Below are 14,312 nucleotides of genomic sequence, written 5' to 3'. Positions count from 1 at the left end.
GGGGCGGAGGCCGACCGGCCCTCCGACCCTTCGTTATACCTCGTCCAGGTCGGAGTCGAACATCGGTGTGCTGAGTCTCGCCCGCCCCGCGCCCGCGCGCCATCCCCCGGGACGCCGGTTCGCCGCCGTGCCTCCACCGGCCGCGGCGTCGGGGACTATCGTCGGCGGACGTGAAGGTATGGATTCCGCACCAGGCCGGCCTGAACCTCCTGGGCGAGCTGCCCGCGGACGTGACAGTGGAGGTCTTCGAGCACACCGATCGGATGCCGTCCGAGGCGGCCGACGTCCGCTTCTGGGTGCCGCCGTTCCTGGGTGGCTCGGACGCGACGGCGGTGCTGGGTGACCTGCCCGACCTGGCGGTGGTGCAGTTGCTCTCCGCCGGGGCGGACGCGTGGGCCGGCCGGACACCGCCTGCTGTCACGCTCTGCGATGCCCGGGGCGTGCACGACCCCTCCACCGCCGAGTGGGTCGTCACCGCGATCCTCACCCAGCTGCGGGCGTTCCCGGCGTTCGTCCGCGCGCAGGCCGAGCGGCGCTGGACGTTCGCGGAGAACACCCCGACCGACGAGCTGACCGGCAAGCGGGTGCTCATCATCGGCGCCGGCTCGATCGGCACCGCGGTGCGTGACCGGCTCGCCCCCTTCGACGTGAGCTTCACACTGGTCGCCAGGACAGCCCGCCCGGAGCAGGGCGTGCACGCCGTCGAGGAACTGCCCCGGCTGCTGCCCGACGCGGACGTGGTGGTGGTGCTGGTGCCGCTCACCGACCAGACCCGTGGCCTGATCGACAAGGCGTTCCTGGCCGCGATGCCGGACGGGGCGCTGCTTGTCAACGCCGCCCGGGGTCCGGTGGCGCACACCGAGGCGCTCGTCGCCGAGCTGGGCACCGGTCGGATCTCGGCGGCGTTGGACGTCACCGACCCGGAGCCGCTGCCCGCCGACTCCCCGCTCTGGACCATGCCGAACGTGCTGCTCACCCCGCACGTGGGCGGGTCGGTGCGCGGGTTGTTGCCACGGGCCTACCGGCTGGTGGGCGATCAGGTACGCCGCTTCGCCGCCGGGCAAACGCTGATCAACAGGGTGGTCGACGGCTACTGAGGGGGCGCGTCCGCCGCAGCGCCCGGCAGCGGCTGGCCGGTTGCCGCGACCAGCCGCGGCAGATCTGCCCCACGGACGGCCGGCAGCGTGACCTGGCGGCCGTCGTCGAGCCGGGCGACCGCGCGCCCGCGCTGGTCGGTGGTCAGCTCGAGGACCTGCTCCCAGCCGATCCGACGCTGCCCGGCCAACGCCCGCACGCGCAGCTCCCGTGCGTCGGCGTCGGTGCCGGCCCGCCAGGCCCACACCGCGACGGCGAGCGGGACGAGCAGCACCGGCAGCAGGTAGTCCCGGGCGTTGGCCAGCGGCAGGGCGCCCACGAAGGCGATGATCGCGGCCACCAGGATGGCTTGGTTGTACCGGAAGCGGACCGTGTCGGGCTTACTCACCCTCCGATGATCCCACTCCCTGTCGTTTCGGCTCGCGGCGGGCGGTGCCGGCAGCGTGCGGTACGCCGTACAGTGACACGGGTCGTTGTCTTCCCTGAGTGACCGGCAAGTAACCAATTCGGCCGTCCATCGTTGCCAATCGTGGGTAGCGGACTCGCAACGTCCGATGTCCCGCACCGCCGCACCGCCCCCGTGCCCCCTCACGAAGGCGACCGCCGTGCTCCTCGCGTACCCGTTCCGCGTCCTCGTCCCCCGCCGTGCGGCACCGGAGGCCGCCACGTCCATGGCGGTGGCGCTGCTCCTCCTCGCCGCCGCCGCCGACCTGGTCCCGACCTCGGTGGTGATCGCGCTGGCCGCCGGTGCCGGCGCCACGCTCGCCGGGCTGCGACTTTCCCGGCTGGCCTCCCGGCGCGACACCGACCCGACCCCGCGTGCGGCGGGTGTGCTGCTCGACGCGGCGGTGGTGGCGGCAGGTCTCACCGCCGTCGTGCTGCCCCTGACCGACCTCGGGCACACCCTCGCCGTGCTGATCGGGTCGCTGGTCGTGTCGGCTCTCGCGACGGCCGGTCTGTACCTGCTCCCCGGTCGCTCCCGGCCGGCGGCCTCGGTCCGGCTGCGCTGGCTGGTCGAGTCGACAGGCCCGGCCGTCGGTCTGGCCGTCCCCGGCTGGCTGCTGCTGCCCACCGACGGCCTGCCGGTCCCGGTTCGACTGGGCGCCGCGTTGACGCTCGGCGGGTTGGGGATGGCCGCGCTGAACGCGTTCGCGGGGCCGCGGCGGCGCTCGGGTGCGGCGGTCTGCCGGGGCGGTGTCCTGCTTACCCTGGGAGGGCTGGTGCTGCTGGCCACGTTGCCGTCCGCACCGGCCGGCCGGGTGGCCCTGCTGGCCGTACCCCCGTTGGTGTTCGGGATGTTGCTCGTCGCGGTCGGCGCGGCGGATGCGGCGGACGACGCGGAGCCGGCAGAGCCGGCGGAGCCGGTCGCCGCGGCCTGGCCCCGGACGGTGCTCCCCGCGGCGGTGCTGCTGCTGGCGTCGGGTCTGCACCTGGGCGCCGGCCGCGCACCGGACCGGACGAGCGTGCTGTTGGCCCTGGCGGCGGTGCCGCCCCTGGTGCTGCGTGAGCTGCTGCGCGCGGGTGAGGCGCCCACGTCCGGTCGGCGGGCCGCTCATCGTCGGCCGGCGGGCCGGTCGCTGCGGCACCGCCGTGCCACCCCGGCACGCTGGCCGGGCACCCCCGAACCACGGCCCGAGCGAGGACCCGGCGCCCCGGAGGGCACGGCCACCGCGATGGGTGCCGGCTCGACCTGGTCGCCTGATCACAGTTCCGCCTGGTGGGGGCCCAACCGGCGACCCTCGCCGACCAGCGGCACCCCCGGCGACCGGGCTGCCCTGCTGGACGCCCTGGCCGCGATCGGCGACGTCCCGGTGCCGGCCGGCGCGCTGCTGCTGGTGGACCTGCACGGCACGGAGGGGATCGGCCCGACGGCCCGGGAGGACGTGCTGGCCGAGGCGGTGCACCGGGCTCGCGCGGTCATCGCCGCCGACGATCTGGTCACCGGGTGCACGGGTACCGGCTTCGCGGTGGTCACCGCCGCCGGCCCGGTGCTGGCGTACGCGCTGGGCACCCGGCTGTTGAGCGCGCTCAGCCCGCCCTACCGGCTGGCCGGGGCGATGCTGCGCATGCAGACGAGCATCGGCTTGGCCGAGGTGAGCGGCGCCGGCCCGGCGGACGTGCTCCGGCAGGCCGAGCTGGCCCGCCGACGGGCCGTGCAGCTGGGCCGGGACCGGGTGGAGTGGTACGACGCGTTCCTGGAGGAACAGCTGGTGCGCCGGCTCGACCTGGAGCGCGAGCTGCCCGGTGCGGTGGCGCGCGGCGAGCTGGACCTCGTCTACCAGCCGGTGGTCGATCTGGTCGACGGGCAACCGGTGGGCGCGGAGGCACTGCTGCGGTGGCGCAGCCCGGTGCTCGGCACGGTGCTCCCGGCCGAGCTGTTGCCGGTCGCCGAGGACCTGGACCTGGTCGGTGAGTTGGAGTGGTGGGTGCTGGACCGAGCCTGCCGGCAGTTGTCCGACTGGTCGGTGGGCGTACGGGAGCTGTGGATGGCGGTCAACGTCACGACCCGGGAGCTGACCACCCCCGACTTCGTCCAGCGGCTCGCAGCCGTGCTGGCCGCGTACGGGGTGCCGCCGGAGCGACTGGTGGTGGAGGTGAGCGAGCCGAGGGTCGCCGGTGACCTGCCGACAGTTGTGGCTCGGTTGGCCGGGCTCCGGTCGCTGGGCGTACGCACCGCGTTGGACGACTTCCGGGCCGAGCACGCCTCACTTGCCCAGCTGCGCCGACTGCCGATCGACCTGCTCAAGGTGGGCCCGGAGTTGGTGGGCGCACGGCCGGACGGGCAGCCACCGCTGATCGACGTGGTGGTCAACGTGGGCGAGCGGCTGGGCGTCGAGCTCGTCGCCGAGGAGTTGGAGTCGTCGATCCAGGTCGAGGGGGCGCGCCGGGGCGGTTGTCGGTACGGGCAGGGGTTCGCGCTGGCCCGCCCGGCGACGGCCGAGCGGGTCGAGGCGTACTTCGAGGAGTTTCCCTCAGCGTCGCGCTGAACCGGTTCATCTGTTGCGGGGCGGTGCCGTGCTGCCGCGCGGTGTGAGGTGGGCCGTCTCGTCCTGCACCCGGCCGGCCGGCTGCCCGGTGACGACGGCGAGCAGTTGCCGGGCGGCGTGCGCGCCGTACGCCGGGATGTCCCGGCCCAGCGCGGTCAGCGGCGGGTGCACCAGGCGGCACAGCGGCGAGTCGTCCCAGGCCACGATGGACAGATCGCCGGGCACGGTCAGGCCCATCTCCTGGGCGACGGAGAGCCCGGCGATGGCCATCACGTCGTTGTCGTAGATGACCGCTGTGGGTCGGTCGGCCGAGCTGAGCAACCGGCGGGTGGCCCGACCGCCCTCCTCGCCTGTGTAGTCGGACCAGACGGTGACCGCGTCGACCAGACCGAGCCGCTGGCGGACGGCGGCGAAGGCGTCGGTGCGGATCTCGGTGTGCCGCAGGTCGGGCAGACCGGCGACCCGGGCGATCCGTCGGTGCCCGAGCGCGACCAGGTACTCCACCGTCTCGGTCAGCGCGGCGGCGTCGTCGGACCAGAGACTCGCCAGCTCACCGGTGCCACCGGGGCCGCCGATCACCACCGCCGGCAGTTGCAGTTGCTCGAGTGCGGGGATGCGACTGTCGTCGGTGCGCAGGTCGCAGACGAGCACCCCGTCCACCCGTCGTTCGCCCCACCAGCGCCGGTAGACGGCGATCTCGGCGTCGTGGTCGGCCACCACCTGGAGAGTCAGCGCGTAGGAGCGGGCGGACAGCTCGGACTCGACGCCGCTGATCAGCGCCATGAAGAACGGCTCGACGCCGAGTGTCCGGGCCGGTCGGCACAGGGCCAGGCCGATCGCCCCGGCGGTGGCGGCCGAGAGGGCGCGGGCGGCGCTGCTCCGGCTGAACCCGATCTCCGTGGCGATGGCCAGGATGCGCTGCCGGGTGGCCTCGGAGACGCCGGGCTGCCCGTTCAACGCGTAGGACACGGCGCCCTTGGACACCCCGGCGCGTTGGGCGACGTCGGCGATTGTCGGCCGCTTCACCGGCGTACTCCTTTGCTCCCTGGCCGTTGACAGCCCAGAATTCGAACCGTACGGTTTCTCAGCTTATCCGGTTCAGTAAGCGTCTTTCGATGCGGAAGGTGCGGTGAGGTCTTGCGCCGACAGGCACTCTACGACGGTTGGACAGTGCGAGCGGCCCCCGGAGCGCAGGTGCCCGAGGAGGTCGCCGGCCGGTCCGTGCCGGCGACAGTGCCCGGCTGCGTGCACACCGATCTGCTCGACGCCGGGCTGATCCCCGATCCCTACCTCGACGACAACGAGCGGGCGCTGGCCTGGATCGGGCGCACCGACTGGGTCTACCAGACCACATTCGTCCATCGCGCGGGCGACGACGAGCGCGTCGACCTGGTCTGCGCCGGCCTGGACACCGTCGCCACGCTCACAGTCAACGGCGTCGAGGTCGGTCGCACCGCGAACATGCACCGCGGCTACCGGTTCGACGTCCGACCGCTGCTGCGCGACGGAAACAACGACCTGGTCGTCACGTTCGACTCCGCGTACCGCTACGCCGAGGCCCAGCAGGAGCGGCTCGGCGACCGGCCCAACGCCTACCCGGAGCCGTTCCACTTCATCCGCAAGATGGCCTGCAACTTCGGCTGGGACTGGGGGCCGACACTGGTCACCGCCGGCATCTGGCAGGAGATCGGCCTGCACGCCTGGTCGACCGCCCGGCTGGCCACCGTCCGTCCACTCGTCACCATGGACGGTCGCGACGGCCGGGTCGAGGTGCACGTCGAGGTCGAGCGGGTCGCGGACGTCCCGCTGACCGTCCGCGCCGCCGTGGCCGGCGTCCGCGCCGAGGTGGTCGTCCCGGCCGGCCAGCGCACGGCCGTGCTGACCCTCACCGTCCGCGAGCCCGCACTGTGGTGGCCCCGGGGGTACGGCGACCAGACGCGCCACCCGATCGAGGTGACTCTGCACGCCCCGGACGGCGACGCCCTGGACAGCTGGTCGCATCGGATCGGCTTCCGCTCGGTCCGACTGGACACCACACCCGACGAGCACGGCACCCCGTTCTCGTTGTCGGTCAACGACATCCCGGTCTTCGTCCGCGGGGTCAACTGGATCCCGGACGACGCGTTCCCCACCCGGATCACCCGGGCCCGGCTGGCCGAGCGGTTCGACCAGGCGATCGCCGCCAACGTCAACCTGCTGCGGGTCTGGGGCGGCGGTCGGTACGAGTCCGCGGACTTCTACGACCTCGCCGACGAGCGCGGACTCCTCGTCCAGCAGGACTTCCTCTTCGCCTGCGCCGCGTACCCGGAGGAGGAGCCGTTCGGCACCGAGGTGGCCGCCGAAGCCGCCGAGCAGGTGACCCGGCTCGCCCCGTACCCGTCGCTGGTGCTCTGGACCGGCAACAACGAGAACATCTGGGGCTGGCACGACTGGGACTGGCAGCAGGCCCTCGCCGGGCGCACCTGGGGGCGCGGCTACTACCTCGACGTGCTGCCCCGGATCGTCGGCGAGCTGGACCCGACCCGCCCGTACTGGCCGGGCAGCCCCTGGTCGGGCAGCGAGGCGATCCACCCCAACGACCCGGCGCACGGCACCACCCACATCTGGGACGTGTGGAACACCGACGACTACACCAAATACCGGGAGTACGTCCCGCGCTTCGTCGCCGAGTTCGGCTACCAGGCCCCACCGGCGTACGCCACGCTGCGCCGCGCGTTGAGCGACGAACCCCTCGCGCACGACTCGCCAGGCATGGCGCACCACCAGAAGGCGGCCGGCGGTGACGCCAAGCTCCAGCGCGGCCTCGACGCGCACCTGCCCGCCCCGGTGGACTTCGACGACTGGCACTACCTGACGCAGCTCAACCAGGCCCGCGCGATCCAGCTCGGGGTGGAGCACTTCCGCTCCCACCGGAACGTCTGCGCGGGCACCATCGTGTGGCAGCTCAACGACTGCTGGCCGGTGACCTCCTGGTCGGCCGTCGACGGCGACGGCCGCCGCAAACCCCTGTGGTACGCGCTGCGCCACGCGTACGCCGACCGGCTCCTCACCGTGCAGCCCCGCGACGGCGGCCTGGCCCTGGTCGCGGTCAACGAGACCGCTGAGGTGTGGGCCGCGCCGGCCGCGGTGACCCGGGTGACCCTCAGCGGCGAACCTCGGGCGAAGATCTCCGTCGAACTCGACGTCCCGGCCTACTCCTCGGTGGTGCTGGCGCTGCCGGCGGACCTGGCGCGGCCGGAGGACGCCAGGCGGGAGCTGCTGGTCGCGGAGGCCGGTGGCACCGCCGAGCGCGCACTGTGGTTCTTCGCCGAGGACCGGGACGTGGACTGGCCTTCGGCGGCCTGGGACGCGACGGTCGAGCCGTTCGACGGCGGGCAGCGGGTCCGGGTCACGGCCCGAACGGTGCTGCGCGACCTGACGCTCTTCCCGGACCGGCTGGATGCGTCGGCCACTGTGAACAAAGCCCTGGTCACTCTGCTGCACGGCGAGTCGGCGACCTTCACCGTGCACGCGGACGGGTTGCTGGACCCGGCGGCCCTCGTCGCCCGCCCGGTGCTGCGCTGCGTCAACGACCTCGCCTGACGTCCCAAGATCGTGCCCGGTCGATGGAGCAGTGGCCTCCCACGGCTACGGAGGCCACTGCTTCCTGATGTCCGTTGCGTGACCGCTGGGTGTTTCTGTTGGCGTGTGCCTGAGGTGGCCGGGGAGTGAGAGGCGGTTGATTGTCCTTTGCTCTGCACCCGCGGGCGCGACGGCTACGGTCTGCGACTGGTGCCTATTGGGGTGCAGAGCAAAGGGGGTGGGCTGGCCTGTGCCCCCTCACCACGGCGAGGGGTCGGCTGCTGATCGAGGTCTTGCCTAACCGGCCGCCGCGCTAACGCAATGGCGTTGACCTCCATGGTCGAACCGGCGGGTTTTTCCTGGGACGGCGTCGTGGCATCGAATTGAAGACTTGTTCAAGTGTTAAAGTCTTCGTATCGATCGGGAGAGGTGTTCATGTCGGTCCCCCTGTACCAGGCGAAGGCGGAACTCTTCCGCACCCTCGGCCACCCGGTGCGCATCCGGGTCCTCGAACTGCTCCAGGACGGCCCGAAGCCGGTCCGGGATCTGCTCGCCGTCATCGAGGTCGAGGCCTCCAACCTCTCCCAGCAACTCGCCGTGCTGCGCCGCGCCGGAATGGTCACCTCACACCGCGACGGTCCCCTCGTCATGTACGCGCTCAGCACCCCGGACGTGGCCGACCTGCTGGCCGCCGGGCGCCGGATCCTCGGCGCGGTCCTCACCGACCGGGACGGCCTCCTCGGGGAGTTGCGCGCCACCGGCGCGGACAGGTGAGCGGCGCCATCCCGGTGGTCCGAGAGCGGCTCCTCGGGCTGGTGCCCGGCCGGGCCGACTGGGCGGCGGTGCACCGCTCGCCGCGCCGGGACCTACTGGCCGGGCTTACCGTGGCGGTGGTGGCGTTGCCGCTGGCCCTGGCGTTCGGCGTCACCTCCGGGCTGGGCGCCCAGGCCGGGTTGATCACCGCTGTGATCGCCGGTGCGGTGGCCGCTGTCTTCGGCGGCTCCAACCTCCAGGTCTCCGGGCCGACCGGGGCGATGACCGTGGTGCTGGTGCCGGTGGTGCAGCAGTTCGGAGCCACCGGCGTGCTCATGGTCGGAGCGATGGCCGGCCTGGTGCTGATCGCGCTCGCCGTGGCCCGCCTGGGCCGGTACGTCCGCTACCTGCCCACCCCGGTGCTGGAGGGCTTCACCGCTGGCATCGCCGTGGTCATCGCGCTGCAACAGGTGCCCGCCGCCCTCGGCGTCAGCGACGCACACGGGGAAAAGGTCTGGGCCGTCGCCTTCGACGCGGTCACCCGTTTCGTCGTACACCCGCAGCCGGCCGCGCTCGCGGTGGCCGTCGCCGTCGCGGCGCTGATGCTGCTGGGTGCCCGGTGGCGACCCGGCCTGCCGTTCTCGCTGCTCGGCGTGGGGGCCGCCACCGTCCTCGCCGAGGTCATCCCGGTCAATCTGGTCCGAATCGGCGCGCTGCCGCAGGGCCTGCCAGTCCCCTCGCTCAGCTTCCTCGACCTCGGCGCGCTGGGCGTGCTGCTGCCCAGTGCTCTCGCCGTCGCCGCACTCGCCGCCCTGGAGAGCCTGCTCTCCGCCACCGTCGCCGATGGCATGACCGTCGGTGAGCGGCACGACCCGGACCGGGAACTCTTCGGTCAGGGGCTGGCCAACCTGGCCGCGCCGCTCTTCGGCGGCATCCCGGCGACTGCCGCCATCGCCCGCACCGCGGTGAACGTCCGCGCCGGCGCGGCCTCGAAGCTGGCGGCCCTCACCCACGCCGTCGCCCTTGCCGCCATCGTGCTGGCCGCCGCGCCGTTGGTCGGCCGAATCCCGCTCGCCGCCCTTGCTGGCGTACTGCTGGCCACCACCGTCCGCATGGTGGAGGCTGGCTCGCTGTGGGCGCTGGCCCGCGCCACCCGGGGCGACGCGATCGTGCTGGTACTCACCTTCGCCGTCACGGTGATCTGGGACCTCGTTACCGCCGTCGCGGTCGGCGTCGCCGTCGCCGTGGTGCTCGCCCTGCGCGCGGTGGCCCGCAGCGCCCGGCTGGAACAGGTGCCCCTCGACCCAGGGGAACACAGCGCCGAGGAGTACGCGCTGCTCACCGAACACATCGTCGCGTACCGGCTGGACGGGCCGCTCTTCTTCGCTGCGGCCCACACCTTCCTCCTCGAACTCTCCGAGGTCACCGACGTCCGTGTCGTCATCCTGCGGATGTCCCGGGTGACCACAATGGACGCCACCGGTGCGCATGTCCTCGGTGATGCGATCCGGCGGCTACGCGGACGCCGGATCACCGTCCTGCTCTCCGGCATCACCCCCGCACACGACCAGGTGCTGGCCACACTGGGGGTTGCTGACGACCTGCGCCGCGAGGAGTTGCTCTTCCCGGACACGCCCGCCGCCATCCAGTACGCCCGCACCGTCGCACTCTCCGCGGCGGGCCACCCGGCGGTCATACCCGCCGACTGAGCGGTAGGGCTGCCCGCTGTCGGCTTCCAAATAACAGGGGCTTCCCCGAGACGGTACGACCGGTCCAATGACAGGCATGCGGGGATTCGAGCGACCGCAACCCCCACGCTGTCATCGAGCACGCCTACCAGGGCAGTATTACCGCGTCGTGGCCGGTGGTGACAGCGCCGCCGACAACGGCGAAGTCCGACGTAGAACCAGTGGTATCGCGGGGAGCGCAATGATCACCGAACATGTCCGGGACGCGGCGGCGACGGCGTTCGTCTTCGGCTTCTTCGCCACCAGCTGGTTCGGTTGGGCGCAGGAGGCGCCCCCGAAGCGGTGGCGGCCGGTGCTCATCGCCGGTTCGGTTCTTTCCCTGCTCACGGCGGCCGCCGGGGCCCTGCTCGCCTGGCGTCACTGGTCGGACGGTACGGCATTCGACGCCGACACCAGCCCTACCTTCGGCATCGTCGTCGGCATCGAGTTCGCCGCCGCCGCGGTTGGTGCGGGGCTGCTCGCTCTGCTGCGGCGTAATGAGCTGGCCGCCCCCTGGGTCGCCCTTGTCGTGGGCGTGCACCTCTTCCCGGTTGCGGCGCTGATCGACTATCCGTTGATCCATCTGGTCGCCGCGCTCGTCACCGTGGTGGCCCTCGCGGCGGTGCCGGTGGCCCGGGCCCGCGCCGTGGCGGTGAGCGCGGTGGTCGGGCTCGGCACTGGCGTCGTGCTCCTGATTGCCGCGGTGTCCTCGCTGCTCATCGCACTGGTCGCCTACTGAGCTCAACGCGACCGATGCCTGAGGCACCACCAACAGCGGCCCCGCACGGCGGTGCCCCAGATCTGCCGCGATTACAGGGGCCGTGAGGGCTGAGGTCCCATGATCGCGCTCGATCCATGAAGTAGTGGCCTCCCACGGCGGGGAGGCCACTACTTCAATGTTCGAGCACGATCAGCGGGCCCGGAGCGCGAAGGGTCAGGCGCGGGCGGCGGCGAGCACCTGGCCGACCAGGGCGCCCGAGGTGCCCGAGCGCTCGTACTCGGGTCGGTTCAGGCTGCCGCCCATGAGCGGCGCCGGGTTGCGGTGCACGGCCGGGCTGTCCGAGCTGACCAGGGCCGCGAAGTGGTACTCGTCGGCGCCGGTCGCCTCGACGATCCGGGCGATGTTGCGCGGGGTGATGCCACCGCCCGGCATGATGATGATCCGGCCGGCGGCCCGGCGCACCAGGTCGGCGATGAGCGGAGCGCCCTCCAGCACACTGACCTCCTGACCCGAGGTGAGCACCCGCTGCACGCCCAGCTCGATCAGCTGCTCCAGCGCCGCGTGCGGGTCGCGGGTCATGTCGAACGCCCGGTGGAAGGTGATGCTGGCGTCGCCTGCGGCGGCGATCAACCGGCGGGTGGTCGGCACGTCGACGTCGCCCTCGGCGGTCAGCGCGCCGATCACGATGCCGTGCGCGCCGGCCGCCACCGCGGCCCGGACGTCCCGCTCCATCGCCTCGACCTCGAACGGCGAGTAGATGAAGTCGCCGGCCCGGGGACGGACGATCACGTGTACCCGGATCCGGCTGACCGCGCCCACTGTCGTCTCGATGGTGCCCAGGCTGGGGGTCAGCCCGCCGTCGAAGAGCGCGGAGCACAACTCCACCCGGTCGGCGCCGGCCTCCTCGGCGGCGACCGCCCCTTCGACGCTGTCGATGCAGATCTCGAATGTGTTCATGATTCTTCCTTTTCCGTGCGAGACGTGCGAGGCGAGGCTGTGGTCCAGTCGATGACGGCCGTGACGGCGCCGACGGGTACGCCGCCGCCGAGCACCGGCACCTGGCGCAGCGCGTCGGCCCCACCGACAGGTACGCCGACGGCGTCGAGGGCGGCGAGGGCGATGGCGGTGGTGGCGCGGGGCGAACCGTCGATCGCCTTCACCGCCACCGCGTGACCGTCCGGTGCGGCCACCGCGAGCACGCCCTCGGCTCCGCCCTTGGCGAGGACGCCGGGCAGCGCCCGCATCAGGTCGGTGTTGGGGTGCCCGTGCCAGCCGCCGACGTACTCCGGGTGTTGGCGCATGGCCTGCGCGACCAGCGCCTCGTCGCTGCCGGCGGGCGCGGTGACCAACGCCTGGAACGTGCGGGCCAGGCCGGTCAGCGGCAGACCGAACAGCGGAGCGCCGCAGCCGTCGACAGCGTGGTGCGCGATCGGCGTGCCGGCCAGCCGGGCGACGGCGGCGGCGGTCTCCCGCTGGAGCGGGTGGTCCGGGTCGAGGTAGTCGTGGGTGCTCCAGGACCGGGCGACGCAGGCGACGAGCATCGCAGCATGCTTGCCGGAGCAGTTCATCCGGATGCGGTCGCGCTGACCGCCGGCGCGGATCAGCCGGTCCCGGGTCGCTTCGTCCTCCGGCCAGTCCACCGGGCAGCCGAGCGCGTCCTCGGTCAGGCCAGCCCCGGCCAGCATCGCCCGAACGACCTCGACGTGCCGGTCGTCGCCCGTGTGGCTGCCGGCGGCGAGGGCCAGCGCCGGGCCGGTCAGCTCGTCGCCCGCCGCGATGCGGCAGGCCAGTGCCTGCACCGGCTTGAGGGTGGAGCGGGGGAGCACCGGCTCGTCGGGTACGCCGGCGGCGAGGGCGACAGTCCCGTCCGGGGCGAGCACCACGACGCTGCCGTAGTGCCGGCTCTCGACGAAGCCGTTGCGCACGACCCGGGCCAGCTCGGCGTAGCGGAAAATGGTCACCGGGGAGTGTTCCCTTCGAGAAGCGCCGGGGGCAGCTCGACGGCCCGCCGTTTGCGCCGGCCGCCGAAGCGGCCGTTACGGGCCTGGAGTACGCGGGCGAACTTCGACAGCGAGGCGTTGACCACCAGGTAGATCAGCGCCACCACCAGGAACGTCTGGATCAGCAGGTGGGTGTAGGAGGCGAGCACCTGCCCGCTGTAGAGCAGCTCGGTGTAGCTGACGACGAAGCCGAGCGAGGTGTCCTTGAGTAGCCCGACCAGCTGGCTGACCAGGGACGGGGCGAGTTGGAGCAGCGCCTGCGGCAGGACCACCAGCGCCATCACCTGCCCGCGGCGCAGCCCGATCGCGAGGCCGGCCTCGGTCTGCCCACGGTCCAGCGCCAGGATGCCGGACCGGAAGATCTCCGCGAACGCCGCCGAGTTGGAGACCACCAGCGGCACCACGAGTTTCCAGAACAGTGGGAAGTTCAGCCCGTACTGCGGCAGGGCGAACAGCGTCACGTAGATCAGCAGCAGGGTGGGGACGGTCCGGAAGACCTCCACGTACGCGCCGGCCAGCCAGCGCAGCGGTCGATGCGTCGACAGCCGGCCGAGCGCCAGGAGCAGCCCGAGCACGGCGCTGAGCACGGCGGTCGCGGCTGCGGCGCGCAGCGTGGCCCACAGGCCGTTGAGCAGGTACCGCCAGATGGGCCAGGTGGTGAACGGTTCCCACCGGGCGGCGGCCAACTCCCCGTGGCTGGCGAACTGGTAGACGGCCGCGGCCAGGGCACCGGCCAGCAGAACGGCGCCCAGCACTGTGGCGATCCGGATGCGCCGTTGGGCGCGGGGGCCGGGCTCGTCGAAGAGGATCTGTTGCGTCTTGTTCATCGGACGATCGCCAGCCTTCGTTCGAGCAGGCCGGTGACCTGACCGATGATCAGCGCCAGCAGCATGTAGGCGAGGCCCGCGCCGGTGAAGACGGCGATCGGTTGGGCCTCGACCAGGTTCACGTTGTTGGCCGCCTGGGTCAGCTCGACCACGCCGACGGCGGCGGCCAGCGAGGTGTTCATCAGCAGCGCGATGCAGATGTTGCCGATCGGCTGGATCACCGCCCGCAGTCCCTGCGGCAGGATCACGTGCCGCAGGGACTGGCCGAAGGTGAGCCCGATGGCGCGGGCCGCCTCGGCCTGGCCCACACCGACCGTGTTGATCCCGGCGCGGATCGCCTCCGCCAGGTACGCCCCCTCGTACACCGCGATGACGATCGCGGCGGAGGTGAACAGCGGGAACGTGATGCCGATGGTCGGCAGCGCGAACACGAAGAGCACCAGGAGCGCCAGCAGCGGCAGGTTCTGGAACACCTCGACGTACGCGGTGCCGATGGCGCGCAGCAATGGGACGGGGGCGATCCGCAGGGTGGCCACGACGATGCCCAGCAGCATCGCGCCGACGGTGGTCACGACTGTCAGTTCGACGGTCGTGACCAGGCCGTGGCCAAGCTGGCTCAGGTGGGCGGTGAGGGCTTCCAT

General features: G+C 72.5%; 12 protein-coding genes. 6 read left to right on the top strand and 6 right to left on the bottom strand.

Annotation, left to right across the window (positions count from 1 at the left end):
- Positions 1–170 precede the first annotated feature (170 nt).
- Positions 171–1,097, top strand: coding sequence for a 2-hydroxyacid dehydrogenase (locus IW248_RS18890; RefSeq protein WP_196928044.1), 927 nt, complete (start codon positions 171–173; stop codon positions 1,095–1,097).
- Here the strand turns inward: IW248_RS18890 and IW248_RS18885 are convergent.
- Positions 1,091–1,483: a PH domain-containing protein gene (locus tag IW248_RS18885; RefSeq protein ID WP_124823180.1), complete on the bottom strand. Its 393-nt coding sequence runs from the start codon at positions 1,481–1,483 to the stop codon at positions 1,091–1,093. The genes IW248_RS18890 and IW248_RS18885 overlap by 7 nt on opposite strands.
- A gap of 217 nt (positions 1,484–1,700) precedes the next feature.
- On the opposite strand from IW248_RS18885, the gene IW248_RS18880 reads away from it, so the two are divergent.
- Entirely contained in the window at positions 1,701–4,082 is a 2,382-nt protein-coding gene (locus IW248_RS18880; protein WP_307788072.1) for an EAL domain-containing protein, read from the top strand.
- Positions 4,083–4,088: 6 nt separating this feature from the next.
- On the opposite strand, the gene IW248_RS18875 is transcribed toward IW248_RS18880, so the two are convergent.
- Complete coding sequence (locus IW248_RS18875) at positions 4,089–5,108, bottom strand: LacI family DNA-binding transcriptional regulator (protein ID WP_196928043.1); 1,020 nt, start codon at positions 5,106–5,108, stop codon at positions 4,089–4,091.
- Positions 5,109–5,219: 111 nt separating this feature from the next.
- Here IW248_RS18875 and IW248_RS18870 point away from each other — a divergent pair, with 111 nt between their 5' ends.
- The 4 genes from IW248_RS18870 (at position 5,220) to IW248_RS18855 (ending at position 10,862) form a co-directional block, all read left to right on the top strand.
- The gene (locus tag IW248_RS18870; protein WP_196928042.1) at positions 5,220–7,664 is read left to right on the top strand and encodes a glycoside hydrolase family 2 protein; all 2,445 of its coding nucleotides are present in this window, start codon (positions 5,220–5,222) and stop codon (positions 7,662–7,664) included.
- Positions 7,665–8,078: 414 nt separating this feature from the next.
- On the top strand, positions 8,079–8,417 hold the full coding sequence (locus IW248_RS18865; protein WP_112604395.1) for an ArsR/SmtB family transcription factor: 339 nt from the start codon (positions 8,079–8,081) through the stop codon (positions 8,415–8,417).
- A complete protein-coding gene (locus tag IW248_RS18860; RefSeq protein ID WP_196928041.1) occupies positions 8,414–10,105 on the top strand; it encodes a SulP family inorganic anion transporter in 1,692 nt (563 codons plus the stop codon). The genes IW248_RS18865 and IW248_RS18860 overlap by 4 nt, the downstream gene beginning before the upstream one ends.
- Before the next feature lie 220 nt (positions 10,106–10,325).
- Positions 10,326–10,862, top strand: coding sequence for a hypothetical protein (locus IW248_RS18855; protein WP_196928040.1), 537 nt, complete (start codon positions 10,326–10,328; stop codon positions 10,860–10,862).
- Positions 10,863–11,057: 195 nt separating this feature from the next.
- On the opposite strand, the gene IW248_RS18850 is transcribed toward IW248_RS18855, so the two are convergent.
- From IW248_RS18850 to IW248_RS18835, 4 genes are read right to left on the bottom strand one after another with little or no spacing between them, the layout of a single operon-like run.
- Positions 11,058–11,801: a copper homeostasis protein CutC gene (locus IW248_RS18850; RefSeq protein WP_196928039.1), complete on the bottom strand. Its 744-nt coding sequence runs from the start codon at positions 11,799–11,801 to the stop codon at positions 11,058–11,060.
- Positions 11,798–12,805, bottom strand: a complete 1,008-nt coding sequence (locus tag IW248_RS18845) for an asparaginase (RefSeq protein ID WP_307788071.1) — start codon at positions 12,803–12,805, stop codon at positions 11,798–11,800. The genes IW248_RS18850 and IW248_RS18845 overlap by 4 nt, the downstream gene beginning before the upstream one ends.
- Positions 12,802–13,671: an amino acid ABC transporter permease gene (locus IW248_RS18840; RefSeq protein WP_196928038.1), complete on the bottom strand. Its 870-nt coding sequence runs from the start codon at positions 13,669–13,671 to the stop codon at positions 12,802–12,804. The genes IW248_RS18845 and IW248_RS18840 overlap by 4 nt, the downstream gene beginning before the upstream one ends.
- Complete coding sequence (locus IW248_RS18835; RefSeq protein WP_030337216.1) at positions 13,668–14,312, bottom strand: amino acid ABC transporter permease; 645 nt, start codon at positions 14,310–14,312, stop codon at positions 13,668–13,670. Before IW248_RS18835 ends, IW248_RS18840 begins: the two co-directional genes overlap by 4 nt.

This window comes from Micromonospora ureilytica (assembly GCF_015751765.1).
GTDB classification, from domain to species: domain Bacteria; phylum Actinomycetota; class Actinomycetes; order Mycobacteriales; family Micromonosporaceae; genus Micromonospora; species Micromonospora ureilytica.
This window is presented reverse-complemented; position numbering and strand designations above follow the sequence as displayed.

What these genes read in the sequence shown, in the direction of transcription:
- IW248_RS18865 (WP_112604395.1), top strand. Translation starts at nt 8,079, where the DNA reads ATGTCGGTCCCCCTGTACCAGGCGAAGGCGGAACTCTTCCGCACCCTC.
- IW248_RS18855 (WP_196928040.1), top strand. Translation starts at nt 10,326, where the DNA reads ATGATCACCGAACATGTCCGGGACGCGGCGGCGACGGCGTTCGTCTTC.
- IW248_RS18850 (WP_196928039.1), bottom strand. Translation starts at nt 11,801, where the DNA reads ATGAACACATTCGAGATCTGCATCGACAGCGTCGAAGGGGCGGTCGCC.
- IW248_RS18840 (WP_196928038.1), bottom strand. Translation starts at nt 13,671, where the DNA reads ATGAACAAGACGCAACAGATCCTCTTCGACGAGCCCGGCCCCCGCGCC.
- IW248_RS18835 (WP_030337216.1), bottom strand. Translation starts at nt 14,312, where the DNA reads ATGGAAGCCCTCACCGCCCACCTGAGCCAGCTTGGCCACGGCCTGGTC.